The 25,598-nt window shown below is 70.7% G+C and carries 20 protein-coding genes and 2 pseudogenes; 7 read left to right on the top strand and 15 right to left on the bottom strand.

The window, feature by feature from the left end; genetic code table 11:
• Positions 1-428 (bottom strand): chaplin (locus AB0M26_RS11300; RefSeq protein ID WP_365258145.1); only part of this gene is annotated, 428 nt, incomplete at its 3' end.
• Positions 429-610: 182 nt separating this feature from the next.
• Between AB0M26_RS11300 and AB0M26_RS11295 the strand changes: the two genes are divergently transcribed.
• Positions 611-1,156: a GNAT family N-acetyltransferase gene (locus AB0M26_RS11295; protein WP_365258142.1), complete on the top strand. Its 546-nt coding sequence runs from the start codon at positions 611-613 to the stop codon at positions 1,154-1,156.
• 59 nt (positions 1,157-1,215) lie between these two features.
• On the opposite strand, the gene AB0M26_RS11290 is transcribed toward AB0M26_RS11295, so the two are convergent.
• The 6 genes from AB0M26_RS11290 to AB0M26_RS11265 form a co-directional block, all read right to left on the bottom strand.
• On the bottom strand, positions 1,216-2,205 hold the full coding sequence (locus tag AB0M26_RS11290) for a zinc-dependent alcohol dehydrogenase family protein (protein WP_365258139.1): 990 nt from the start codon (positions 2,203-2,205) through the stop codon (positions 1,216-1,218).
• Positions 2,202-3,074 carry a carbohydrate ABC transporter permease gene (locus tag AB0M26_RS11285; RefSeq protein WP_365258136.1) on the bottom strand — a complete coding sequence of 291 codons (873 nt, stop codon included), beginning with the start codon at positions 3,072-3,074 and terminating at the stop codon, positions 2,202-2,204. Before AB0M26_RS11285 ends, AB0M26_RS11290 begins: the two co-directional genes overlap by 4 nt.
• Positions 3,071-4,024, bottom strand: coding sequence for a sugar ABC transporter permease (locus AB0M26_RS11280; RefSeq protein WP_365258133.1), 954 nt, complete (start codon positions 4,022-4,024; stop codon positions 3,071-3,073). The genes AB0M26_RS11285 and AB0M26_RS11280 overlap by 4 nt, the downstream gene beginning before the upstream one ends.
• On the bottom strand, positions 4,021-5,379 hold the full coding sequence (locus AB0M26_RS11275; RefSeq protein WP_365258130.1) for a sugar ABC transporter substrate-binding protein: 1,359 nt from the start codon (positions 5,377-5,379) through the stop codon (positions 4,021-4,023). Before AB0M26_RS11275 ends, AB0M26_RS11280 begins: the two co-directional genes overlap by 4 nt.
• A 200-nt stretch (positions 5,380-5,579) precedes the next feature.
• Entirely contained in the window at positions 5,580-6,341 is a 762-nt protein-coding gene (locus AB0M26_RS11270; protein WP_365258127.1) for a DeoR/GlpR family DNA-binding transcription regulator, read from the bottom strand.
• Positions 6,342-6,691: 350 nt separating this feature from the next.
• On the bottom strand, positions 6,692-7,837 hold the full coding sequence (locus tag AB0M26_RS11265) for a DMT family transporter (RefSeq protein WP_365258124.1): 1,146 nt from the start codon (positions 7,835-7,837) through the stop codon (positions 6,692-6,694).
• Positions 7,838-8,334: 497 nt separating this feature from the next.
• Here AB0M26_RS11265 and AB0M26_RS11260 point away from each other — a divergent pair, with 497 nt between their 5' ends.
• The 4 genes from AB0M26_RS11260 (at position 8,335) to AB0M26_RS11245 (ending at position 14,462) form a co-directional block, all read left to right on the top strand.
• Positions 8,335-8,898, top strand: a complete 564-nt coding sequence (locus tag AB0M26_RS11260) for a TIGR03086 family metal-binding protein (protein ID WP_365258121.1) — start codon at positions 8,335-8,337, stop codon at positions 8,896-8,898.
• A 427-nt stretch (positions 8,899-9,325) separates the two neighbouring features.
• Positions 9,326-10,297 carry an SCO0930 family lipoprotein gene (locus AB0M26_RS11255; RefSeq protein WP_365258118.1) on the top strand — a complete coding sequence of 324 codons (972 nt, stop codon included), beginning with the start codon at positions 9,326-9,328 and terminating at the stop codon, positions 10,295-10,297.
• Between the two features lie 297 nt (positions 10,298-10,594).
• On the top strand, positions 10,595-12,676 hold the full coding sequence (locus AB0M26_RS11250; protein ID WP_365258115.1) for a SpoIIE family protein phosphatase: 2,082 nt from the start codon (positions 10,595-10,597) through the stop codon (positions 12,674-12,676).
• A 103-nt stretch (positions 12,677-12,779) separates the two neighbouring features.
• On the top strand, positions 12,780-14,462 hold the full coding sequence (locus tag AB0M26_RS11245; protein ID WP_365258112.1) for an ABC-ATPase domain-containing protein: 1,683 nt from the start codon (positions 12,780-12,782) through the stop codon (positions 14,460-14,462).
• A 109-nt stretch (positions 14,463-14,571) separates the two neighbouring features.
• Here the strand turns inward: AB0M26_RS11245 and AB0M26_RS11240 are convergent, their stop codons facing one another.
• The 3 genes and pseudogenes from AB0M26_RS11240 to AB0M26_RS11230 form a co-directional block, all read right to left on the bottom strand.
• Positions 14,572-14,970, bottom strand: coding sequence for a PTS fructose transporter subunit IIA (locus AB0M26_RS11240; protein ID WP_365258238.1), 399 nt, complete (start codon positions 14,968-14,970; stop codon positions 14,572-14,574).
• A 165-nt stretch (positions 14,971-15,135) separates the two neighbouring features.
• A pseudogene (dhaL, locus tag AB0M26_RS11235) lies at positions 15,136-15,783 on the bottom strand (dihydroxyacetone kinase subunit DhaL); the annotation flags it as partial.
• Positions 15,784-16,325: 542 nt separating this feature from the next.
• Positions 16,326-17,594 (bottom strand): glycoside hydrolase family 18 protein, encoded by a 1,269-nt coding sequence (locus AB0M26_RS11230; RefSeq protein ID WP_365258109.1) that lies wholly within the window; start codon positions 17,592-17,594, stop codon positions 16,326-16,328.
• 295 nt (positions 17,595-17,889) lie between these two features.
• Between AB0M26_RS11230 and AB0M26_RS11225 the strand changes: the two genes are divergently transcribed.
• Entirely contained in the window at positions 17,890-19,062 is a 1,173-nt protein-coding gene (locus tag AB0M26_RS11225; protein WP_365258106.1) for an acyl-CoA dehydrogenase family protein, read from the top strand.
• A 169-nt stretch (positions 19,063-19,231) separates the two neighbouring features.
• Here AB0M26_RS11225 and AB0M26_RS11220 read toward each other — a convergent pair whose 3' ends face one another.
• Both AB0M26_RS11220 and AB0M26_RS11215 read right to left on the bottom strand, forming a co-directional pair.
• Positions 19,232-20,008, bottom strand: coding sequence for a hypothetical protein (locus AB0M26_RS11220; RefSeq protein WP_365258103.1), 777 nt, complete (start codon positions 20,006-20,008; stop codon positions 19,232-19,234).
• Between the two features lie 416 nt (positions 20,009-20,424).
• Entirely contained in the window at positions 20,425-21,795 is a 1,371-nt protein-coding gene (locus tag AB0M26_RS11215; RefSeq protein ID WP_365258100.1) for a nucleobase:cation symporter-2 family protein, read from the bottom strand.
• Between the two features lie 278 nt (positions 21,796-22,073).
• Here AB0M26_RS11215 and AB0M26_RS11210 point away from each other — a divergent pair, with 278 nt between their 5' ends.
• Complete coding sequence (locus AB0M26_RS11210) at positions 22,074-23,054, top strand: endonuclease/exonuclease/phosphatase family protein (protein ID WP_365258097.1); 981 nt, start codon at positions 22,074-22,076, stop codon at positions 23,052-23,054.
• A 124-nt stretch (positions 23,055-23,178) separates the two neighbouring features.
• Here AB0M26_RS11210 and AB0M26_RS11205 read toward each other — a convergent pair whose 3' ends face one another.
• The 3 genes and pseudogenes from AB0M26_RS11205 to AB0M26_RS11195 form a co-directional block, all read right to left on the bottom strand.
• Positions 23,179-23,358 (bottom strand): hypothetical protein, encoded by a 180-nt coding sequence (locus AB0M26_RS11205; protein ID WP_365258094.1) that lies wholly within the window; start codon positions 23,356-23,358, stop codon positions 23,179-23,181.
• Positions 23,359-23,585: 227 nt separating this feature from the next.
• Positions 23,586-24,065, bottom strand: a pseudogene (locus AB0M26_RS11200) (aromatic ring-hydroxylating dioxygenase subunit alpha); the annotation flags it as partial.
• 296 nt (positions 24,066-24,361) lie between these two features.
• Entirely contained in the window at positions 24,362-25,156 is a 795-nt protein-coding gene (locus AB0M26_RS11195) for an IclR family transcriptional regulator (protein WP_365258091.1), read from the bottom strand.
• Between the last annotated feature and the right edge of the window lie 442 nt (positions 25,157-25,598).

Here is a 25,598-nt window from a genome sequence, read left to right as displayed (position 1 = left end):
CCGTGTGCTTTGTGGCCGTGTGCTTTGTGGCCGTGTGCTTTGTGGCCGTGTGCTTTGTGGCCGTGTGCTTTGTGGCCGTGTGCTTTGTGGCCGTGTGCTTTGTGGCCGTGTGCCTTGTGGCCGTGCGCCTTGTGGCCGTGCTTCTTGTGGTGCTTCTTCTTCGCGTGCTTGTGGGCGTGGTCGTGGGTGTCCACGTTGATGCACGTGGTGCCGAACGCGGGGTTGAGACCGGAGACGGCGCCGAACGTGTTGCCGCAGACGTTCAGCGGGATGTCCACCGGGATCTGGACCACATTGCCCGAGATGTCGCCCGACGAGCCGATCGCGGCGGCCTTGGCTTCCGAGTCGGCGGAAGCCGATCCGGCGGAACCGGCGAGGACCGCACCCGCCGCAATGGTGACGGCGGCGGCCTTCGTGATGCGCGACATGTAAGTCGTCTCCTTCAGCAATAAGCTCATACCGACCTGATACGGACGGCGACGCCATCGAGAACGCGTCGACTATCAGAGTGGTTACGCACCTTGTACCGAATCGGTGAACCGCCGATAGGAGTGGAATCGGGTCGCTCGCCGACGAGCCGTGCCGGGAGAGCGCGGCTAGCGTGAAGGGCATGCAACCGCCCCTGCGTACGGAACGCCTCGAGGTGCGCGACTGGGCTGTCTCCGATGCCGAGGCGGCGTTCCGGATCTACGGCGCCGAGGAAGTCGCGCACTGGCTCACCCCCGCCATGCTCCGCGTGGAGGATGTCGGCGCGATGCGCGCCGTGCTCCAGGCATGGGAGGAGGCCCAGCACAACCTGGTCGTTCCGTCCGGCCGGTGGGCCATGGAGCGTTTGGAGGACGGCAGGGTGGTGGGCGGTCTGGTGATCCGCATGCTGCCGCCGTTCGAGGAGGATCTGGAGATCGGCTTCCAGCTCAGCCCCGACGCCTGGGGGAACGGCTACGCGACCGAGGCCGGGATCGCCCTCGCCGGCTGGGCGTTCCGGCAGGGCGTGGACGAACTCTTCGCGGTCGCCCGCCCCAACAACCGCAAGGCCGCCGCGACGGCACGCCGCATGGGCATGGAGTGGGTCGGCGAGACCGCGAAGTACTACGACATGCGGCTGAACGTGTACCGCATCCGTCCCTCGGATCTGCGGGCGGCGCCACTGGCATGAGTCCGCATCCCAAGGCCGGCCCCCCACGGGCGGTCACCGGACCTCTCGGTGCGTCCGGCCTACGGCTCGACCACGATCTTGCGGCCCTGTCCCGCCCGGAACCGGTCGAGCGCTTGCGGGTACTCCTCCAGCGGCAGCCGGTCGCTGATGAACAGCCCCGGATCGAGGACCCCGTTCGCGAACAGGTCGGCAGCCCGCTCGAAGCTGTGCAGAACGGCCATGGATCCGGTGATGGTGATCTCCTGGTTGTAGATCTTGTAGGGCTCGATGGCGGCCGTCGTCGCGTAGTCCGAGACACCGAACTGCAGGAAAGTGCCCGCCTTCGCCACCCGGCCCAGGCCGTCCTGGATGGCCGCCGCATTGCCCGTGGCGTCGACGACGACGTCCCAGCCCCGCGGCCGGCCGAATTCGTCGGCCGACGAGGCGGCCGAGGACACGCCCAGCTTGCGCGCGGTGGCGAGCCGTTCGGCATTGATGTCGACGACGTCGACGCGGGCCGCGCCCGTGCGCTTGGCCAGCTCCAGCATCATCAGGCCCATCGTTCCCGAGCCGTAGATCAGCACTTCGGCGCCCAGACGTGAGCCCAGGACGTCGTAGCCGCGGACCGCGCAGGAGAGCGGTTCGATGAGTGCGGCGTCCCGTACGTCCACGTGGTCCGGGAGCCGCACGCAATTGGCCGCGGGCACGACGGCGTACTCCGCGGCGCCACCGGCCACCGTCACCCCGATCGCCGCCCATCGGTCGCAGAGGTTGTTGTGGCCCGTACGGCAGTAGCGGCACGCGTAGCAGTACAGCGACGGGTCCACCGCCACGCGGTCGCCGACGGCCGGCTCCGTGACCTCCGCGCCCACGCCCACGATCTCGCCGGCGAACTCGTGTCCGGGCACGACCGGCAGTGTCGGGGCGAACTCGCCCTGAAGGATGTGCAGATCTGTGCCGCACAGCCCGCAGGACGCCACGTCCACGACGACCTCCCGCGGCCCCGGAGCGGGGTCGGGCACGGTGGTGACGGTGACCTTGCCGGGGGCTTCGATGAGCGCGGCCCTCATTTCACGGCTCCTAGCGACAGGCCCTGGACCAGCTTGTCCTGGGCGGCGAATCCGGCGGCGAGCACCGGCAGGGAAATGACGACCGACGCCGCGCACAGCTGGGCCAGGAACAGGCCCTGGCTGGTGACGAAGCCGGTCAGGAACACCGGAGCGGTCTGCGCGGTGACGCCCGTGAGCACCCGCGCGAACAGCATCTCGTTCCAGCTGAAGATGAAGCAGATCAGTGCAGTGGCAGCGATACCGGGCCCCGCCACGGGAGCCACGACCCGGGCGAGGACGGTCGGCAGCCGGGCGCCGTCCATCTGCGCGGCCTCGATGATGGAGACGGGCACGTCCGCGAGGAACGACTGCATCATCCACACCGCGATCGGCAGATTCATCGAAGTGTAGAGGATGACGAGCAGCCAGATGTTGTCCAGCACGCCGGTGTTCTTCGCGAACAGGTAAACGGGCAGCAGGCCCGCCACCACCGGCAGCATCTTGGTGGACAGGAAGAAGAACAGCACGTCCGTCCATTTGCGGACGCGCCGGATGGACAGCGCGTACGCCGCGGGGAAGGCCAGCAGCAGCACAAGGATCGTCGAGAACACGCTCGCCGAAACCGAGTTGATCAGCGACGGCCAGGGACTCGCTCCCCCTGTCGTCCCGAAGAACTCCCGGTAGCCGTCGAGTGTGAGCGAGGCGTCGAGCGACGGCGGGTTGGTCGCGGCGTCCGCCTCCGAGTGCAGTGAGGTGAGCACCATCCACAGCACCGGCAGGCAGAACGCGATGCCCACCATCCAGGCCAGCAGGCCCAGGGCGGCCGAGCGGCGTCGTGCGCGGCGCGCGGCAGGGGGAAGTGACGGGGCCGGTACGGTCGTCGCGGTCATGCGCGGGACACCTCCTCGCGGAAGAGGGAGGAGACCACCCGGAGGGTGAAGGTCGCGATCACGATGGTGCCGATCACGACGACGACTCCGGCGGCCGAGGCCAGCCCGTACTCATGGGCCTGGTAGAAGGTCTGGTAGATGGTGTAGGGCAGGTTGGCGGTGCCCAGGCCGCCGCTGGTGATCGTGAAGACGGCGTCGAAGTTCTGCACGATGTGGATCGAGCCGAGCAGAACGCCGAGTTCGAGATACCGGCGCAGATGAGGCAGCGTCAGATAAAGGAAGATCTGCCGGCTTCCCGCCCCGTCGAGGCGGGCCGCCTCCACCGTCTCCGTGGGCCGGCTCTGCAGCCCGGCCAGCAGGATCAGCATCATGAACGGCGTCCACTGCCAGACGAGTGACGCCTCCACGGCCAGCAGTGGCATCTCCGAGATCCAGTCCGACTGTCCGAGGCCCAGCCAGTTGAGGACGCCGTTCAGCAGCCCGTACTCCGGGTTGTAGAGCGCGTGCTTCCACAGCAGGGCCGAGGCGACCGGCACCAGCAGGAAGGGTGCGATGAGGAGGGTGCGCACCACACCGCGGCCGAAGAACGCACGGTCCAGCAGCAGCGCGAGCGCAAGGCCGATCACCACGCTCGTCACCACCACGGCCGCGGTCAGCAGCATCGTCGTGAGAACGGAGTCCCGCAGCTCCGCGTCGGTCACCACGCTCGTGTAGTTCCCCAGCCCCGCGAAGTGACGATCGCCGGGGGACAGGGAGTTCCAGTCGAAGAGCGAGATCACCAGCGTGGCCGCGAAGGGCAGTTGGGTGACGACGATCAGGAACACCAGCGCGGGCAGCAGCGGGGCCCGCGTCGCCCACGCCCCCCGGCCCGGGGGCCTGCGACGCGACGGGGCGGCGGCGGAGGCCCCCGGGCCGCTCCGGGAGCGGCGTACGGGGAGGGTCGTCGTCATCGGTTCCGGTACTCCTCGGCGACCTTCTCAGCCATCGCCTGCGACTTCTTCAGGGCGCTCTCGACCGTCTGCTTGCCGGCGATCGCCGCGCTGACCTCCTGGGAGACTCTGGTGCCCAGATCCGTGAACTCCGGGATGTCGACGAACTGGATGCCGATCGTCGGCCGTGGCTGAGTGCCGGGGTGACGCGGGTCCGCGCTGGAAATGGCCTGCTGGGTGACCGACTGGAAGGCGGAAGCCGCCTTCTTGTACGCGGGGTTGGCGTATGTGGAGGCGCGCTTGCCCGCGGGGACGTTCTGCCAGCCGATCTCCCTGCCGACCAGTTCCTCGTACTTTTTGCCCGAAGCCCAGGAGATGAACTTCCAGGCGTTGTCCGGGTTCTTGGACGCCTTCTGGATGCCCCATGCCCAGGTGTAGAGCCAGCCGGAGCTCTCCGTCTTCTCCACCGGGGCCGGGACGTAACCGATCTTGCCCTTCACCGGGGAGTCGGAGGCTTCGAGGGAGCCGGCGGCGGCGGTGGCGTCGTACCACATCGCTGCCTTGCTCTGGGTGAGGTTGTTCAGGCACTCGGCGTACCCGGCCTGGGCCGCGCCGGACTCGCCGTGCTTGCGCACCAGGTCGACATAGAACTTCGTCGCCCTGAAGAACTCGGGCGCGGTGAGCTTCGCCTGCCAGTCCTTGGTGAACCAGGTGCCGCCGAAGGTGTTGACGACCGTGGTGAGCGGGGCGATCACCTCGCCCCAGCCGGGCTGTCCGCGCAGACAGATGCCCTTCATGCCAGGCTTGGCGCCGTCGGCCTTGGCGGCGAGGGAGGCCACCTGCTTCCAGGTCGGCTTCTCCGGCATCTTCAGGCCCTTCGCCGCGAAGACGTCCTTGCGGTACATGAGGAATGAGGACTCGCCGTAGAAGGGCTGGGCGTAGACTTTGCCGTCGTCGGCGGTCAGGGACTCGCGGACCGGCTTCAGAATGTCGTTCTGGTCGAAGTCCTTGTCGCCCGCGATGTGTTCGTCCAGCGGGTGCAGCCACTGGTTCCCGGCGTAGAAGGGCACCTCGAAGTTGCTGATGGTGGCAACGTCGTACTGCCCGGCCTGGTTGGAGAAGTCCTGGCTGATCTTGTCCCGGACGTCGTTCTCCGGCAGCACCGTGAAGCGGACCTTGATGCCGGTCTTCTTCGTGAAGTGCCGGGCCGTGAGCTTCTGCAACTCGACCATCTGCGGGTTGTTCACCATGAGCACCGTGAGGGTGTCACCGCCGGACGAGCCGGAGCCGCCGGCTCCGGCGCACGCCGCGAGGAGCGCCCCCGCTGCGGCGACCGCGAGGGTCGCGCGTCTGCCGTTTCGTCGGTGGATCGGCATGAGATTCTCCGTACAGTTGTATAGGGATCGGATGGCCGGGTCACGGGGTCGTGGCGCCGGGTCGGTACGAACTGCCGGGTGAGGGCGGTCCGTTGAGCCTCTGACGGTGCGGGGCGCCGGGTTTGTCGGGCGTACGGCACCATGCCACCGGTGCGTCGTGGCGGGTCGAGGGGGATGGTGGAGTTGTCAGGCGCGGGTGCTCACACCCGTAGGACCTGGGGGCCGAGGAGCGAATAGCGGCCGGCCTCGGACGAGGGGAGGCCGGTGTCGGTGACGATCGCCTCGAGGTCGCCCACTTCGCCGAACCGGCAGAAGCTGACGGCCCCGAACTTGGTGTGGACGCCCGCCAGGACCCGGCGCCGCGACACCTTCATCACCTGGGACTTCACATCGCTGACGGCCGGGTCGGGGGTGGTCAGGCCGTAGGTGCGGGAGATGCCGTTGGCGCCGACGTACGCGAGGTCGATCACGAATCCGGACAGCATCCGTACGGTCCAGTGGTCGACGGTCGCCATGGTGCCGCCGCGCACCCGCCCGCCGAGCAGCAGCACCGTGATCTTCTCGCTGGTGGCGAGCGTGGCGGCCACGGTCAGGGACGCCGTCACCACGGTCAGCGGCCGGTCCCTGGGCAGTGCCTCCGCGATGAGCTGGGGGGTGAACCCCTCGTCGACGAAGACGGTTTCGGCGTCGCCGAGCAGGTCCGCGGCGGCCGAGGCGATCCGGGACTTCTGCGGGACGTGCATGGTGGTGCGGAAGGCCAGGGTCGTCTCGAATCCGGCGCTCTCCACGGGATAGGCGCCCCCGTGCGTACGCCGGACCAGCCCGTGGTCCTCCAGCACACCGAGGTCCCGGCGGACGGTCTCCTTGGAGACGCCGAGGTCCGCGGCGAGCTTGGCGACGTCGACAGAACCCGTGCGGCGGGCCAGCTCGAGTACGGCCCTTCTGCGCTCCTCGGCGTCCACTGCGTATCTCCCTGGCTGAGGGGTCCCGCTCCGGTGAGGAGCGATGACCGTTCGGGCTTGAGTGTCGATTTAACAAGCCCGAATCTGCTGTGACCAGGTTCGTCACATCAAAGATCGTGACTGTTTGCGCCCGTTTCAGAATGGAGAACGCCGCAGATCAGTGGCGTGGGAAGCGCTTGCCGTGAGGTCGGTCGCTGACCGCACGAGGGTTGAGCGGGCCCGTTTCGTGCCCGGTCCGGACCCCGGACGCCGGGGCGATCCGGGCACGAGGGCCGTCCGACCGATCCGGTCATGGGGGCGGGTGCGGTGTGATCGGCTGCGCGCTCCCGGCGCAGCGCAGCGCTCGGCCGTCAGCCCGCCGTCAGCAGGGGTCCGTCCACGCGCCGCGGCTCCTGTGCGGTGATCACCGAGGACCGCCGGCCCGGGAGGGGCACGTCGGCGGAGGCCATGGCCGGAGCCGGGACGCGGACCACCGGTTCCGCGTCGACCACCGGTTCCGCGTCGACCACCGGTTCCGCGTCGCCCACCGGTTCCCCGTCCGCCTCAATGGGTGGGCGCGGCGCAGCGCCCACCTCCACCGGCGGGGGCGGCGCAGCATCCACCTCTACGGGTGCGGGCGGCGCAGCGTCCACCTCTACTGCCGGGCGCGCAGCGTCCACCGCGGTCCGCTCGCGCGCCGCTCCGTCTGCCGTCAGGACCACCAGGCCCCAGGCTGTGAGGGCGCCCGCCGCGAGGGTCACCGGCACCCCGGCCGCGCCGAACCGTATGCCCTCGTCCAGCAGCACGCTGCCGATGGTGGCGGCCACTACCGGATTGACGACCGTGACGGTGGCCAGCGGCGCGGTCAGCCCGGCCCCGCGGTACGAGGCCTGTGACGCTGCGAGCCCCGCCGTCGCGAGCACGGCGATCATGCCGAGGCCCGGCAGCGTGTCGGTGAACGAGGCCATCGACCAGGCCACCGCGACCGTCTTCACGAACACCGACGAGACACCGAACGACACCCCGGCGGCAGCGGCCAGCGCCAGGCCGCGCACAGCGGGCCGCCGCGCCCGCCAGCCGGCCACGACCAGGGCGGCGATCGCACACGCCGTGGCCACCGCGAGGGCCGGCTGCTCGGACCCGGACAGCGCACGCGAGCGCGAAGCGCCGGTGAGCAGGAGCAGACCGGCCAGCCCCGCCGCAACCATCAGGGATCCGCGCCGCCCCTCCGGCGTCACCTTGCGGCCGACGCACAGGGCGGCCATCGGCAGTACGAAGACGATGGTCAGCACCCCCAAGGGCTGGACGATCGCCAGCGGCCCCGCCCCCAACGCCAGTACGTGCAGACCCGCACCGGCCCCGCTCAGCGCCACCGCCGCCCACCAGGCACCCCGCCGGAGCAGTCCGAGGCGCTGCGGCGGGCCGGTGGCGGCGACGCGCTCCTGGACGATGGCGGTGGCGGCGTAGCAGACCGCCGACACCAGGGACAGCAGCACCGACAGCGTCAGGGGGCTCATCGCCCGGCCGGCCGGTGTGCGCGGGTACGGATCGTCATGGCCCAACGATCTCCAAGGGGCAGGGGAGTTGTCGTCGTCTCCCGGTGCTCACCCCGCGTACCACGTCCGGAGTACGCCCGGGCGCCATGTCAGTCCCCTGGGGGAGATCACCGTGCCACTTTTTGGCGGTGCGGGTGCGGCGGAGCGGGTCTGAAGCGACGGCCACGGGGTACTCGGCGAGCCGTGCGGGGAACCGCCGCACGCCGTTTTCACATGCCCGGGAGGTTCACCATGACCACACCCCGTCCCGATCCTGTACCCCCGGCGCCGACGCCTCCGCCGGGACCCGGGCCCGGTCCGGGACCCGGTCCTGGGCCAGGTCCCGGTCCCATGCCCGTCCCCGAGCCGGACCCGATCCCGCCGGTCCCTCCGGGACCGACCTCACCGGAACCGCCGGCCCCCGGGCCCGACCCACAGCCCGAGCCGGCTCCGCCCCCCGCAGGAAGCAGGTGACCTCCATGGAACTGTTGGACGCGTTCGACACCGGGCTGGAGGAGTTCGGCCGGCGGGTGCACCGTGTGAGGGACGACCAGTGGCAGTCCGGTACGCCGTGCACCGAGTGGTCGGTGCGCGACCTGGTGAACCACCTCGTCGGCGAACACCTCTGGGCACCGTGGCTGCTGCGCGGCGCGACGCTGGCCGAGGTCGGCGACCGGTTCAGCGGCGATGTGGTCGGCGACGACCCCGCCGCGGCGTGGGACGCCGCGGCGGTGGAGTCGAAGTCCGCGTTCCACCGGCCGGGCGCCCTGGACATCGAGGTGCACACCAGTAGCGGGCCGACCCCCGCGGCCGAGTACACCTGGCAGATGGTCACGGATCTGGCCGTGCACGCCTGGGATCTGGCACGCGGCATCGGAGACGACGCGACGCTGGACGAGGAACTCGCCGCGGAGGTCTATGCGTACATCGAGCCGCAGGCGGACACGTGGCGGGGTTACGGCGTCTTCGGCCCCGCCGTGAAGGTGCAGGACTCCGTGCCCGTACAGGACCGGCTGGTCGCGCTCCTCGGCCGCGAACCCTGAGCCCGCGCGCGGGCGGTGCCGGTCAGCACGGCGTTAGGAGATGCGACCCCGCGCCCGTCCCGGCACCGGAGCACGTCCGCGATCAGCCGCGGCACGGCGCGCGTGCGGCCAGCCCCGGGCCCTCGTCCGGCACTTGTGCCCGGCGGGGGCCCTTGGCGTGGATGCGCTCCGGCCTCCCGCCACGAGGCCCCCGGCCGGCCGCGGCTCGAAGGCCAACCGCTCCGCGGCGCAGGGCTGTTGAACGGCACGGCAGCGGCGACCGGCTCGGTCCGGTCGTGCCCGCAGGTCCCGTGAGACGGTCACGGTGCGTACCGCCGCGGAATTTTATTTGCTGCGCCTTTGAACACGCCGTGCTCTCCCGTCCGTACATAGCGCTGTCAGAGGCGCATACCCGCGCCGGACGGGAAGCCGATTGCAGGAGTGGACGATGAGGAAGTGGCAGAGCGCCTCGATCGCGGTGGCCGCGGTGGCGGTCATGCTGACGGCGGGTTGCGGCTCCCAGCAGCAGCAGACGCAGCCGACTGCGGCGCAGCCGGCGGGTCAGGCCGACGCCGCTTACGGCGGTCAGGACAAGGCCAACGGGGGCGGGTACGGCGGTAAGGATCCCCAGGGTGAGAAGTCCAAGCCGGCAGGACAGCTCATGATCGGCGACGACAAGAAGCTCGGCTCCGTCCTCACCGACAGCGAGGGCTTCACCCTCTACCGCTTCGAGAAGGACACCGCCAAGCCGCCGAAGACCAACTGCGACGGCGACTGCGCGACCGCCTGGCCTCCCGTCCCCGCCTCCGACGTCTCCTCCGCCGCCGGCATCGACCCCTCCCTGCTCGGCGAGGTCACCCGCGCCGACGGCACCCAGCAACTGACGGTCGCAGGCTGGCCGATGTACCGGTACGCCAAGGACACCAAGCCGTGGCAGATCAAGGGCGAGGGCGTGGGCGGCACGTGGTACGCCGCGGCGCCCGACGGCAAGAAGGCGTCCGCCGACGGGGCCGACCAGGGCGGCGGCGGAGGCGGGGAAGTCGGCACCGGTGTCTCGAAGGCGGCGCTGTCCACCTTCAAGGACCCCGAGCTCGGCGAGATCCTCCGGGACGGCAAGGGCCGTACGCTCTACCGCTTCAACAAGGACTCGGCCTGGCCCATGAAGTCCAACTGCACCGGCTCGTGCCTCGATACATGGAAGCCCGCCAAGCCGGTCGCCAAGGATGACGTCGAGGGCGTGAACCCCAAGCTGCTCTCGAAGTTCACCCGTCCCGACGGCGACGAGCAACTCGCGATCGACTGCTGGCTCCTGTATTGGTACACGGGCGACGAGAAGCCCGGCGACACCAACGGCCAGGGCGTGGGCGGCGCTTGGTTCGCCGTCTCCCCGGACGGCAAGAAGGTCGGCGCGGAGAAGTAGGCACCCCGTAGGGACCGGATGTCACCACCGGAGACCGGAAGCTCCGTGGGGGTCGGAAGGGCGGCGGAGGGGTCGGCAACGCAGAGTTGCCGACCCCTCCGCCGCTGCACATCGGGACCGGCCGGTTCGGGTAACCGCCCGATTCACGGACCGGCATGGTCCCTTTCCGACTGCCTGTTTCGCGCTTCGCCCGTACCTTTCGAAAAATCGCACAAAGAGTGACAGAGTTGCGCTGAGTGGCAGAGCGAAGTACGCCGGTGCACCACCCAGGGCGGTGCGCCGTACCGGGAGGGCGACATGGTTGATCGGGGAACCACCCCGGCCCCCGCCGCCCCGCTGCCCGCCGACTGGCCCGTACGCGCGGAGGTCAGCCTCGCGCTCAACCGGATGGGCAGCTTCGACTGGGACCTCGACAGCGGCCTGATGCACATGGACGCCCCGGCCCTCGAGGTCTTCGAGATGGCCCCGGACGAGTACGACGGCTCTCCCGCGACCCTGGCCGAGCGCGTGCCGCCCGCGGAGGCCGAGCGCCTCGACGCCGTCGTCAGGCACGCGATCGAGGGCGGCAGCAGCACGTACGGCGCGTACTTCCGCATCCGCTGCCGTGACGGATCCCTGCGCTGGACCCACACCCAGGGCCACATCCGGCGCGGCGACGACGGCCGCGCGGTGCGCGTGCTCGGGATCATCCGGGACGCCACGCAGGAACTGGCCCACTCCGCAGAGCGCATCGCCCTCAACGAGGAGCGAAGACGCCAGACGAGCGTGATTGACGAAACCACCGCAGCCCTGGCCCATGCGATCACCGTCCAGGACGTGATCGATGTGCTCGGCGGTGGCCAGGGCCTGGGGCGCCTCGGTGCCGTCAGCCTGGTGATGGGGCTGATGGACAACGGCCGGATCCATGTCGTGGCCGAGGGTCAGGCCGGGAGCTGGGTGCCGGAACTCGAGTACACCCGGGTCGACGAGCAGTACCCGATGAGCGAGGTGGTGCGCACGCTCACCCCGCGTTTGATCACCTCGCCCGAGGAGTTCTCCCGCCGCTATCCGCGGCTGTGGCCGTACATCGAGCCGCTGGACGTCTCCGCCGCCGCCTATCTCCCGCTGATCGCCCAGGCGCGCCCGCTCGGCGCGATCGGCCTGCTCTACCGGGGCAAGCACGACTTCACCCCGGAGGAGCGCAACCTCCTGGTCGCCCTCAGCAGCAGCATCGCCCAGGGACTCCAGCGGGCCATGCTCTTCGACCAGGAGCACGACATCGCCGAGGGCCTGCAGACGGCGATGCTGCCGCGCAGTATCGCCACCTTCCCCGGCGCCCGCATCGCCGTCCGCTACCGCTCGGCCCGCTTCGGCCGCGAGGTGGGCGGCGACTGGTACGACGTGATCCCCGTGCCGGGCGGCCGGGTCGGCGCCGTCATCGGCGACGTCCAGGGCCACGACACGCACGCCGCCGCGGTCATGGGCCAGCTCCGCATAGCCCTGCGTGCGTACGCCTCCGAGGGCCACGCCCCGGCCACCGTCATGGCCCGCGCCTCGGTCTTTCTGCACGAGCTGGACACCGACCGCTTCGCCACCTGCCTGTACGCCGAGGTGGACCCGGTGGACGGAGCGGTGCAGCTGGTCAGGGCGGGACACATCGAGCCGATGATCCGGCACCCCGTCAGCGGCTGCCGTCCCCTCACGGTGGCAGGCGGCATGCCGCTCGGCGTATCGGCGGCGTTCGGGCAGACCGACTACCCGGTGACCCGGGTGGTCCTGGACGCGGGCGAAACGTTGATGCTCTTCACCGACGGGCTCGTCGAGCAGCCGGGGAAGGACCTCGACGAGGGGCTGCGGATGCTGTCCACCGCAGCGGCAGGCGGCCCGCATCTGGTCGAGGAGCTGGCGGACCACCTGAGCGCGGCGATGGGGGAGCGGACCGGCGGCGACGACATGGCGATGCTGCTGTTCCGCAGGGAGGGCGAGCCCATCCCCGAGATCGGCCGCCGGGTCCACCAGCACGTCGGCCAGGGCGACCCGGAGGCCCTCAGCCTGGCCCGGCGCATGATCATCGAGGCCGTACGGGACTGGGGTGCCGGAGGCCGCGCCGACGAGGTGGAGCTCGTCGCCGACGAACTGATCACCAACGCCCTGATGCACACCGACGGCGGAGCCGTGGTGACCGCCCGTATGCCCGGCGGCGCGGAGCGGCGGCTCCGGGTCGAGGTGCAGGACTCCTCCAGCACTTGGCCCCGGCGCCGGGAGCCGGGCGAGACGGGCGTCTCCGGGCGCGGGCTGCTGCTGGTGGACCGGCTGGCGGATGTCTGGGGCGTGGAGTCCCGCGGGAGCGGCAAGAGCGTGTGGTGCGAATTCGTTCTCCATGACTGGCCCGTGGGGTGACGATCCCGCTCGGGCGGGCGTGAGACGGATCGGCGGGTCGGGCACGAGGGTCGGGGCGGCACTAGGCTCATCGGGAGGAAGCTTCACGGAACGAGGGGAGCCCATGCGCACGGGACTGGCCGAGCAACTGCGTCGCCTGGACGGTGCGTCCTACGGCAGGTACAAGTCGCTCGGCGGCGCCTGGCGGATGGCGGGCTTCACCCTCGAGGTGGTCCGCGGCCAGGCCGACCCGTACGCGCCACCCGCTCGCCTCGCCCTGCGCGTACCCGCTGAACACGCCGGGTTTCCCGAGGAGTTGAGGAACACCGCGGCGCGCCGCCGCGGCCTCGCCGGGTATCTGGCGCGGCAGGCCGCCGCCGTGGCCGGCTCGGGCCCGGTGCACATCGACCGCGGCGGCCAGGAGGTGCTCGACCGCTCCTCGTGCCGGATCGGCGACGGCAGCGGAGACGAAGCGGGAGCGGTGACGGTCCGTCTGGGCGTCGAACTCCCGGGCCGCGGGCGGCGGATCGACGGCCGTGCCGCCGAGGAGATCCTGTGCCGGGTGCTGCCGCGGGTCGTCGAGCGCACGCTGCGTTACGCCTCGCTGGACGCGGCCGAGGTGCGCCGCTTCGTCGACACCGTGGAGGATGCCGACGCGCTGCGGCGGTCGCTGGAGCCGCGCGGGCTGGTGGCGTTCGTCGCGGACGGCGCCGTGCTGCCGCGCCGCAGCGGTGTGGACGACCGGCCGCTGACCGGGCCGGGGGTGGTGCCGTTCCTGTCACCGGACGCGTTCCGGGTGGAGGTCGAACTGCCGAACGCGGGGCGGGTCGAGGGCATGGGCGTGCCCGAGGGAGTCACGCTGATCGTCGGCGGTGGGTTCCACGGCAAGTCCACCCTGCTGCGGGCGGTGGAGGCGGGCGTATTCGACCATGTGCCGGGCGACGGGCGGGAGTTGGTGGTCTCCCGTGACGACACCGTCAAGATCCGCGCCGAGGACGGCCGTCGTGTCGCGCGGGTCGATGTGCACGCCTTCGTCAGCCATCTGCCCAGTGGCGCCGACACCGCCGATTTCTCCACGGACAACGCCTCCGGATCCACCTCGCAGGCCGCCTCACTGGTGGAGGCGGTCGAAGCGGGCGCCGGAACGCTGCTGATCGACGAGGACACCGCCGCCACGAATCTGATGATCCGTGACGCGCGGATGCAGGCGCTGGTCGCCAAGGACCGCGAGCCGCTGACCCCGTTCGTCGACCTCGTCCGCTCCCTGCACCGCGACCACGGGGTCTCCACGGTCCTCGTCATGGGCGGTTCGGGCGACTACATGGACGTCGCCGACCAAGTGATCATGATGGACGCCTACCAAGCCTCCGATGTCACCGAAAAGGCGCGCGAGCTGGCCCGCGTCCCGACGGGCCGTCACGCCGAGGCCGACGTTTTCCCGCCCGTCACCCACCGAACCCCCGATCCCGCCTCCGTCGACTCCCGGGCCCGCGGCCGCTCGCGCGTCCGGGCCCGGGGTACCGACGCACTCGCCTTCGGAGAGGAGCACTTGGACGTCACCGCGGTGGAACAGATGCCCGACCGCGGGTACGTCACGGGCACCGGCTTCGCCATGGAGCTCCTGGTGCGCCGCGGCCACCTGGACGGCGGCCGGACGCTCGCCGAGGCGCTGGACCTGCTGGACCGTGAACTCGCGTCCGGCGCGGGCGAGTTGCTCACAGTCCATGAGGACGACTGCGCGGTACCGCGCCGCCACGAGGTCGCCGCCGCGCTCAACCGGCTGCGGAGCCTGCGGATCAAGCGCTGACATCCGGCGCCCGGGGTTCGCGCACTGCCGTCGCGCACGCCATCGCGCGCGGACCGCCGACCGGACCCGTCCCCGATGGTTGACGGGTGGTCAGGAGCCCTGTGGGTCCTCAGAGTTTGCGGTAGGTGCGGGCGTCGTCGGTGGCGGCCAGGACGGCATCGAGGTCCGCTCCGGTCGAAGCGGTGACGAGTGCCGCGACCGCGCCCTCGACGAACGGGGCGTCCGCGATCCGTACTTCCTTGGGAAGCGCGCCCTCCCCGGTCTCCGCGAGCAACGCCTTCATCGTCAGCACCGCACTGCCCATGTCGCACAGAACGACGACGCCGCGCCCGCCGTCCACCCCCTTGACCGCATCCCGGACCAGCGTCGCACTGGTGCCGATGCCGCCGCCCTCGACTCCGCCCGCGGCGGCGATCGGCGCCGGATCGCCCGAACCCACCAGAGCCTTGGCCAGATCGGCGGCGGCGACGGCCAGTTCTCGGCTGTGCGAGACGAGGACGACGCCCACGCGTGGGCCGGGCCCGCCTCCACCGATTGCGTTCTTCCGCTCGGCCTCCTCGTCCTGCTCCTCGTCGCCCTCCGGATCGGACGCCTCGGCACGCCCGCCGGCCGCCTGGTCGGACGCGTCGGAGGCCGTTTCGGCAGCCGCCTCCGTCCCTGCGGCATGCCCGGTGGCCGCCTCGTACAGTGCCGTGATCAGCAGGGCGGACGACGTGGCGCCCGGGTCCTGGTGACCGATGCTCCGCGCGCCGAGGTAGCTGGCCCTGCCCCGGCGGGCCTGCATCGGGATCGTCGCCTCGGCGCCTTCCCGGGCCGCCTGTGCCGCCGCCGCAAGGGCGTCCCGGAGCTGCCCGCCGCTCCCCAGCGCGGTCGAGTAGGCCTCGGCGGCCGGGGCCAGCGCGTCCACCATCGTCTTGTCCCCGGGCCCCGAGTCGCCCAGGCGCTGCACCCCGGCGACGGCCTGGGCGAGGGCTTCACCGAGGGCCTCCGGGCTCACCGCCGGATGGTCGCCCAGCGCGCGCCCGGCCCGCCGCAGCACGGTCCCGTACAGCGGCCCCGAGGCGCCGCCGACCGTACGGGTGAGGTGGGTCCCGAAGGCCTTGAGCAGTGCGCCCGGTGTGTCCGGGGGCGCCGCGATCACGGCCGCCGAGGCCGAGGTGAAGCCGCGCCGCAGATTGATGCCGTGGTCCGCGTCCCCGATGGCGGAGTCGAGCTCGGTGAGACGCTTGGCTTCCTGAGTGATCACCTGCGTGGCCCCCTCGAGCCAGCGCATGAAGAATGCGGTGTCGAGGGCGGCGGGAGATCCCGGAGACACGGTCATGGGCGGGTGACACTCCTCGGCTCGTATCGGATGCGTGCGCGCGGCCGGAAGGCCGTGACGCGTGCTGTACGTCAGGGTGTACGTCACCAGTCTCCTCCCACCAGTGCCGAGCGGCCCAGGCGCAACCGTACGGATCGCGGAGTCTCGCCATCCGGGGGAAGCGATGATCACGGGCCCATGCGAACATGCCCGTGGGTGCCGGCGAGCGTCTTCTCCAAGAGTGGCGGGACAGGGCCGGTGGGCGGCTATGACCGACGTGTCCGCCGTGGTGAACCGGCACGTCGAGGCCCTCGGCGTGGACGGCGCCGGCGTCCGTCCGGTCGATCTCACAGCTCTTTCCGCTGGACGGCGAGAAGTCCGTGGGCGCCGACTCCGGCCTCGCCGGATGACGAAATCGGCGACGACGTCACGATTCTGATGGTCGAGTGGCGCCCGACCGCAGGCCGAGACCGGAGTGCGGGCCGCTGCCCAGCATGCGGCCCCGCGTACCGGGAAGGCACGCGGGGCCGGGCGGGCTGGGCGGGGCGGTGCCCCCGCCGGGCTCAGTCGATCGCCTTGATCAGCTCGCCGTCGGCGGTGTCACCGCTCAGTTCCCAGAAGAAGGTGCCGCCGAGGCTCCGCCGGTTCTTGTAGTCCATCTTCCCGGCGATGGTGGCGGGGGTGTCGTAGCTCCACCACTGGTTGCCGCAGTGGGCGTAAGCGGTGCCCGCGACCGTACCGTTGGCCGGGCACGTGGACTTCAGCTCCTTGTAGTCGCTGATGCCCTGCTCGTACTTGCCGGGTGCCGGGCCCGTCGCGGTGCCGCCCGGCTCCTTCTGCGTGACGCCGGTCCAGCCGCGGCCGTAGAAGCCGATGCCCAGCAGGAGCTTCTCGGAGGGGATGCCCAGGGACGTGAGCTTCCGGATGGCGTCGTCGGTGGTGAAGCCCTGCTGCGGGATGCCGTCGTAGGAGGTGAGGGGGGAGTGCGGGGCGGTGGGGCCCTGTGTGGCCCATGCCCCGAAGAAGTCGTACGTCATCGGGTTGTACCAGTCGACGTGCTGGGCAGCTCCGGCGTAGTCGGTGGCGTCGATCTTGCCGCCGGACGAGGCGTCGGCGGTGATGGCGGCTGTGACGAGGTTGTCGTCGCCGAATTCGGCCCGCAGCGCCCGCATGAGCTTCCCGAACGCGTCCCGGCCGCTGCTGTCACAGCCGTTGCCGCAGGCGTTGGGGTACTCCCAGTCGATATCGATGCCGTCGAAGACATCGGCCCAGCGCGGGTCCTCGACGAGGTCGTGGCAGGACCGGGCAAAGGCGTCGGGGTTCTGGGCGGCCTGACCGAAGCCTCCGGACCAGGTCCAGCCGCCGAAGGACCACAGCACCTTGAGACCGGGGTGGAGCTTCTTGAGCTTGCGGAGCTGGTTGAAGTTGCCGCGCAGCGGCTGGTCCCAGGTGTCGGCGACGCCGTCGACGCTCTGGTCCGCCGTGTAGGCCTTCTCGTACGCGGGGAAGGCCTCGCCGACCGTGCACTTCCCGCCCTGGACGTTGCCGAACGCGTAGTTGATGTGTGTCAGCTTGTCGGCCGAGCCCGAGGTCTCGACGTTCTTGACGTGGTAGTTGCGGTCGTAGACGCCCCACTCGGTGAAGTAGCCGAGCACCTTGTCACCGGCTGCCGCGGGGCTGCCGGTCCTGCTGCCGGGGTTCGGCTTCCGGGCCGGTTCGCCGGCCGAGGCGGGGCCGGCGGGCAGAGTGGTGGCGAGCGCGGTCACGCACACGGCGCCGAGCACGACGATGAGTGCTCGTATGCGAGCGGGGGGACGGTCCGGTCCGGGCATGGGGTCTCCTCGGTGGGGGAGCGAATGGGAACCACTTGGCATGCACGCGATGAACGGGTTGCCCGGAACCGTAGAAGGACTAGACCACCGCGGTCAATGGTTCGGACCAATTGACCTGCTCCCGTCTTCCCGCCGTACGGTCACCGAGTCCGCCGAACGGGCATACTCGCTGCGCCACAGCCACTGGTCGGACCCTTCCGCGCCCCGGAACGGCAGCATCGGCTCAGCAGTCCGGCGACGCCGCCCGCCCCGGGCGCGCATGCCGCAGGTCCCCGACCGGGAGGAGAGCGCCGCGATGCCCGAACGTGCCCCGCATCCGGTGGAACGCCAGGCACCGACCGAGGAGGCCGGAGACCTGTTCGCGCTCGTCCGCGAGCTGGCCGAGCGCGAGATCGCCCCACCCGCCGCCGAGCAGGAGGCGGAGGGCCGCTTCCCCCGCGATGTCTTCGCGCTGTTGGCCCGGTCGGGGCTGCTCGCCCTCCCCTACGCGGAGGAGTACGGCGGCGGCGACCAGCCGTACGAGGTCTACCTCCAGGTCCTCGAAGAGCTCGCCATGGCCCGCCTCACCGTCGGCCTCGGCGTCAGCGTCCACACGCTCGCCTGCCACGCCCTCGCAGCGTCCGGCACCAAGGAGCAGCGGGCCGAACACCTGCCGGGCATGCTCGGCGGCGGGCTCCTCGGCGCGTACTGCCTCTCCGAGTCCACATCGGGCTCCGACGCAGCATCGCTGCGTGCCCGCGCGGTCCGCGACGGGGGTGACTGGGTCCTCGACGGCTCGAAGGCATGGACGACCCATGGTGGCGTCGCCGACTTCTACACCGTGTTCGCGCGTACGGGCGGACAAGGGGCGCGCGGTATCACCGCATTCCTCGTGCCGGGGGATACGGCGGGCCTCTCCGCCGCGGCGCCGGAGCGCAAGATGGGGCTCAAGGGGTCGCCCACCGCGCAGATCCACCTCGACGGGGTACGCGTCCCGGATGCGCGGCGGATCGGCGAGGAGGGGCAGGGATTCGCGATCGCGCTCGCCGCGCTCGACTCCGGCCGTCTGGGCATCGCCGCCTGCGCGATCGGTGTGGCGCAGGCGGCGCTCGACGAGGCGCTGGCCTTCACCGCGGAGCGGCGGCAGTTCGGGCGGCCGATCGCGGACTTCCAGGGACTGCGGTTCATGATCGCCGACATGGCGACCCGGATCGAAGCAGGGAGAGCCCTGTATCTCGCGGCAGCCCGGCTGCGGGACGCGGGGAGGCCGTACTCCAAGCAGGCGGCCATGGCCAAGCTCTTCTGTACGGACGCCGCGATGCAGGTGACGACCGACGCGGTGCAGCTACTCGGCGGATACGGCTACACGGCGGACTTTCCCGTGGAACGGTACATGCGCGAGGCGAAGGCGCTTCAGATCGTCGAGGGCACGAACCAGGTGCAGCGAATGGTCGTCGCCCGTCATGTCGCGGGGCCGGAGAGCGGCTAGTCAGCGCGGCTAGCTCGGCACGTCTCCCCGCGAGGGTCTCCCGGCATACGGCCGGTGGCCGGGTCCCCCGCGGGGGACCCGGCCACCGGTGACGGGCGAAAGTCGGTGATGATGGGCGCGAATCGCCGAGCGCCCGGACGCCGTCGCGGTTCCGGACGCCGCAGGCGACTCAGAAATCGTGGTCGAAGGAGTCGTGGTCGAAGGAGTCGTGGTCGAAGAAGTCGAGCGCGAAGAGCTCCAGCAGCTCGTCGATGAAGTCGCCGTGCTTCTTCTCGTGCTCCTCCTTGCCGTACGACTTCTTGTCGTGCTTCCACTCCCAGGCGTGGTCCTCGTGCTTCCAGCCCTTGTCCTGGTGCTTCTTCCACTCGGCCTCCCATGAGTCCTCGTGGCCCTTCTTCCACTCGGGCTCCCATGACCCCTTGTGGTCCTTCTTCCACTCGGGCTCCCATGACCCCTTGTGGTCCTTCTTCCACTCGGGCTCCCATGACCCCTTGTGGTCCTTCTTCCACTCGGCCTTGTGGTGCTTCTTGGGCTCGGCCTTATGGTCCTTCTTCCACTCGCTCTTGTGGTCCTTCTTGGAAGCCTCCGGCTTCCCGTGGTCCTTGTGGTCGTGCTTCCACGTGGACTCCTGGTGCTTCTTCCAGGCCTCCTCGTGCTGCTTCTTCCACTCGGCCTTCGGGTCGTCCTTCTTCTTGCCCTCGTGCTTCGTGCCCTCGTACTTGCCCGTGTCCTTGTGGCCCTTGGGCTTGTCCTTGCTCTCCTCGTGCTTCTTGTGTTCCTTGGCGTGCTTGCAGTCCTTGTGGGCGCTGTCCTTCTTCGCCTTGGCGTCGTGTTCGGTGCCGGCGGTGTGGGACGGGGCGGCGTAGGAGGTTCCGGCCAGGGGTGCAACTGCTGTGGCGGCGGCGAGGCCGGCGACGGCAAGCAAACGCCGAACGGACAAGGGCATGAGCTTTCCTTTCATCGAGCGCAGAAGATGACTGCCCCCCTCTAATCGGACAGTAGGGGTAGTTGTCCCTCCGCGCTCTCCATGCCACTCATGCAGCGGCGACCGGACGGGTGAGAGGCGGGCGGATCCCGCCGTGACCGACCCTGACGGTCACCCGGCCGACGGTTTCTGACCACGCCTCAGGTTCCGGTCCTCCCGGTGCAGTTCGGTCCGCAGCGGGACTGCGCGTGGGTCCCGCTCCGCCCCCCGTTTCCGCACCCGTTACGCCCAGGCTCCGCACTCGTTGCGCCCACGCTCCGTCCCGCTCTCTCCGACGCGGCGTCAGGTCGCCCGGCCCCTGGCAGGCGTCATCCGCCGGTCGGAGCCCGCACCAGAGCCGCCGCGATCGCCCGCCGGCTCCGGGACGTCCGTCGCGTTCACGGCCTTCGGACCGCACCGGATGCGGTATCCGGGGCTTCGACGCGACCGCTCGGGAGGTGGTTGAAGAGCAGATTCAGGGCGATCGCGGTGAGGCAGCCCGCGCTGATGCCGCTGTCCATCACCGTCTGGAACCAGTCAGGGAACTTGGCGTAGATGTCCGGTACACCCACCGGCAGCAGGCCGACCGCGACCGATACCGCCACCACCGTCAGGTTGTGGTTGCCCCGGAAGTCCACGCCGGTGAGGGTGCGGACGCCGCTGGCCGCCACGGTGCCGAACATGACCAGGCCCGCGCCGCCGAGCACCGGCGCGGGGATCGCCGCGACCACGGCGCCCAGCTTCGGCAGCAGCCCAAGCAGCACCAGCATGGCGCCCGCGGTCGCGACCACCCACCGGCTCCGCACGCGCGTCATCCCGACGAGGCCGACGTTCTGCGCGTACGCCGTGTAGGGGAAGGTGTTGAAGACGCCGCCCAGCACGGTCGAGAAGCCGTCGGCCCGCAGCCCGTCCGCGAGCCGTACCGGCTCGACCCGACGGGCCGTCATCTCGCCGACCGCGATGAAGTCTCCCGTGGTCTCGGTCATGGTCACCAGCGCGACAACCAGCATCGACACGATCGCCGCGCCCTCGAACGTCGGGGCCCCGAAGTGGAACGGGGTGCTCACACCCAGCCAGTCCGCGTCGCCGACCGCGTCGAAATCGGTGTACCCCAGCGGTATCGCGACGGCGGTGCCCGCGATGATGCCGACCAGGACCGCGACCCGGCCGAGGAAGCCCGGCGCGAAGCGCTGCACGGCGAGGACGGCGAGGAGGACGCCGGCCGCCAGCGCGAGGTTCTTCGGTGCGCCGAAGCCGGGGGATCCGACGCCACCCGCGGCCCAGTTGCCGGCCACGGGAAGCAGTGAGAGCCCGATGATGAGGATCACCGTGCCGGTCACCAGGGGCGGGAAGAAGCGCAGCAGGCGGCCGAAGACGGGGGCGAGCAGGATCATCGCCAGCCCGGCGACGATCACCGACCCGTAGATCGCGGTCAGGCCGCCGCCTCCGGTGCCGATCAGCACCATGGGCGACACCGCCGCGAAGGTGCAGCCCTGCATGATCGGCAGCCGTACGCCGAACCGCCACCAGCCAACGCACTGCAGGATCGTGGCCAGCCCGCACACCAGCAGGTCCGCGTTGATCAGATACGCGAGATCGGCAGGCGGCAGCTTCATCGCGCCGCCGACGATCAGGGGGACGGCCACGGCGCCCGCGTACATCGCCAGCACATGCTGCAGGCCGAACGCGCCGAGCCGGCCGGCGGACGGGACCTCGTCCACGGGATGCGTGGAACCGTGTGGCAGGAATCGCTGGGTGGCAGTCGGCATCGGGACTCCTCGGCACGCGTGGCTGAAACGTGGGCCCGATTGTGGGACACCGATGGGCTGCTTGAACAGATTGTTGAAGCAAAGTGTTGCGGCGGATGTCCCGGGGTGTTGCCGCCGGATACCGGGAAGCGGGCGCCGTACGGTGGGGACCGCGGGGCCCCTCCGCGTCACCAGGCGTTTCAACTCTCGCCCCGTGCCGCCCACTTCCCCCGTTCGTGGGCGTCTGAGACTCTCCTGAGACCGATCCTGGCCGAGACCGGCCCACCCCTGGAGACGCCATGACCGCCACCCCCTTCACGCGCCGTAACGGCATGAGAGCCGCCGCTGCGGCGGCCCTCTCGCTCCCCGTGGCCGCCCACGCGACCCACGACGCGCGCGCCGCCGGGCCCGCCCGCTCCGCGGTCGGGACGTCGTGGGCGGCCGCCCCGTCCGAGTACACCGAGCCGGCGGAGGCGACCCGCCCGGTGTTCGACGACGGCGGCCCCGAGCTGCGGACCATGACGTTCAACCTCCGCTACGCCGGTGACACGCGGCCGAACTCCTGGGCCGAGCGCCGCCCCGTGACGCATGAGCTGCTGCGCCGGGAGAGGCCCCATCTGCTCGGCACCCAGGAGGGGCTGTACGCACAGCTCCAGGACATCGAGTCCGACCTCGGACCGCGCTACGACTGGATCGGCACCGGGCGCGAAGGCGGAAGCCGCAGCGAGTTCGGGGCGGTCTTCTACGACACGTCCCGCCTGACCCCGCTCGAATACGACCACTTCTGGCTCTCGGATACTCCCTACGTGATCGGCTCCAACACCTGGGGCGGCCAGATCACCCGCATGGTCACCTGGGTCCGCTTCCAGGACCGGCGCACGGGCGGCCGGTTCTACGCCCTCAACACGCACTTCGACCACGTCGGCCAGTACGCGCGGGAGCGGTCCGCCGCCCTGATCTCCGAGCGGCTGGGGCAACTCGACCCCGCCCTGCCCCGTATCGTCACCGGGGACTTCAATGTCGCCGCCCACGGCAACCCCGTCTACGACGCCCTGCTGAGCGGTGGCAAGCTGGTCGACACCTGGGAGACGGCGGCGGAGCGCAGCCCGCAGTTCGCCACCTTCCATGGCTACCGCCCCCTCGTCCCCGATGGCGACCGGATCGACTGGATCCTCACCTCCCGCGGCGTCCGCGCCCCCTACGCAGCCATCAACACCTTCGCCCGCGACGGCCAGTTCCCCAGCGATCACCTGCCCGTTCAGGCGGTCCTCGACCTCTGAGCAGTCACCGTGCGGCACGCGCCGTCATGGGGCGAAGTCCGGATCGGGCTCCATCGCCACCCCCAGCGGATACGGCTCGTCGGCCTCCAGCAGATGCGGCTCGCGTACCCGGTCGGTTCGGTGGTCACGACGGCTTCCGTGCCGGTGGTAGCGGCTGGTGGCCGTACGGATGGCCGAGCAGCCAGGTCCACAGCTTGATCGGGTCCGACCCCTCGCGCGTCGCGCCGCAGTGACAGGTACCGAGCAGCCGGTTTGTGCCCGGGAGCCAGCGCACCCGGTAGACGGTCCTCCCGGTCCTCGTCATGGCGTGGTCGCTCCCGCGGGACGGATTCCGGCCGCGGCGCCGCCGTCGGCACCGTCGGACCGGCGGTGGGCGTGCGAGGGATGCGGTTCGCTCCCGGCGGCGTTCGGGGCCGTGCCGGTGCAGGACCGGGCTCCGGCCCGTGACCGCGGCCCGTCCGTGGCCGCGCCACCCTTCTTCCCGGCGCCGGGACTGCCGCCGTCACCGAGGCTGTCACCGGAGCCGGAAGAGAGCCGTTCGAGGATGTGCCGCGCGGCGAGACCGCCGGTGTCGATGTTGATGCTCAACTCCTGGTATCCCTCGGGCTCGGACGCGAGGACCTGTTCGAGGACGGTGAGCGCATCGACGTCCTGCATGACCACAGTCCGGTTCAAGTCGTGGAGAAAAGAGCCGACTTCCTCGTCGTCCTGGGCGAAGTCGCGTGCCACGGCGCAGAAGTCGTACGTCGTGGTCTCGGTCGACGGGGTGATCGCGTAGAGCACCTCCACACGGAACGCGTCGCCGTCCTCGCCGTGCGGACCCCGCGGGACCCCGACCGGTGCGGTACGGCTGTGCAGCACGTACATGCATGGTGCGAAGTACTCGATGTCCTGCAGGCGCGTGATCCGGCCGGTGATGCCGGTGGATTCCGCGTAGAAGGGCGGACATGCGGCCTCGCCCCTGTGCCGGCTCACCCGGACGATCCCGGCCGCCTCGTCGACCTCCGTGGTTGGTTCGCCCTCCTCGGTGCGGTCCAGCACCAATGACTCTTCCAGGGAAGTCATGGAGGCTCCTGTCCGTCTGCAGCGGTGTCCCGCCCCGCGGCGACTCCGGGAAACCCCAACCTTTCGAGGGTCCCCGGACTGCGGCAACAGCGCTTTCATCTGATGGAAGAGCGGCTGACCCGCTTGCCGGACCGACGGGTGGCAGGGCCGCGCATACAGCGGTGTCACAGGGCGTGCCGAAACCTTGTTGCCTCTCCGGTCACGCGGTCACGCCCGTGGGTGCTGCACGGCGTGCAAGCCGCTCACCCGTTGCCGCCACCGGGGCGGTGCAGTGAGCGGGAGATGCCTCGCGCAGCCACCTGGACGGCGGGGACGAGCGTGCTCGTCCGTGCGTCGTCGACGGGAACGACGACGCCCACCGCAGCCATGACGTCCCCCTGAGGGCCGCGAACGGGAGCGGCGACAGCGACGGCGTCGTCGGTGATCTGCCGTTCGCAGATCGCGCATCCGCGGCGCCGGACCTCGGCGAGCGTACGGCGCAGCAGTGCAGGGTCGGTGATCGTGTGCCGGGTGAAGGCGCGGAGCGGTCCAGCGCACACGCGCTCCTGCAGCTCCGGTGCGCTGTGGGCGAGCAGGACAAGGCCGACGCTGGTGGCGTGCAGGGGCCAGCGGGCGCCGACCCGGCTGAGTACGCCGACTGCCGAACGGCCGGAGAGACGCTCGATGTAGACGGTGTCCGTACCGTCGAGCACCGCTAGATGCACATTCTCGTGGGTGGCTTCATAGAGGTCCTCGAGGAAGGGAAGCGCCGCGTCCCGCAGGCCGATCCCGCGCGGAGCCAGCGCTCCGACTTCCCAGAGCCGGAGCCCGATGTGGTAGTCGCCCTCGTCGTCGCGCTCCAGGGCGCCCCAGCTCACCAGCTTGGCGACCATGCGGTGCGCCGTGGCGAGCGGGAGGCCCGACCTGCGACTGATGTCGGTGAGCGACAGCGCGGGCCGCTCCAGATCGAAGGCGTCGAGGACGCTCAGGAGGCGGTCGGCCACGGAGCGATCGCCCTGCCGGTGCGGGGTGATGGTGTCCATTGCGGCCTCATGCATGGAGCGACTCCGTCCTTGCTTCATTGCATGGTGCCCCGCCCGCGGGCAGCGGACAATGCCCCGGTGCGTCAGCATGCGTGATGAGTGGAGAGTGTCTGCGCGGGGTGTGGTGAACGGGGCCGTAGCGCACGATGTTGCGCGGGAAGCGCTCCCGAGGCGCGCGCTCGCGCCGGGTCGATGACCGCTCGCGGCGGGATCGAGAACCGGCGGACGGGGAGTCGGCCGGCGCAGGCCCGATGGGGCCGACCCCAGGTCAATACCTGCCCCTGGCAAGGGGTCGCGGCAAGAGGGTTGGCGTCAAGGGGGATCGGCGCAGGACAGTGACGGAGGCACGTACGGCGCCCACGTCGGTGACCGTGCCCGACTCGGCCTACGACCATGAGGGGCGGGCGGGTGACCACGGCGACCGGTGACCATGACGCCCGAGCCGGTGAATGACGTC

The sequence above is a fragment of the Streptomyces sp. NPDC051776 genome, from assembly GCF_040681345.1.
Lineage (GTDB): Bacteria > Actinomycetota > Actinomycetes > Streptomycetales > Streptomycetaceae > Streptomyces.
The sequence above is the reverse complement of the archived record's forward strand: the minus strand, read 5'-3'. Positions and strand labels throughout refer to the sequence as shown.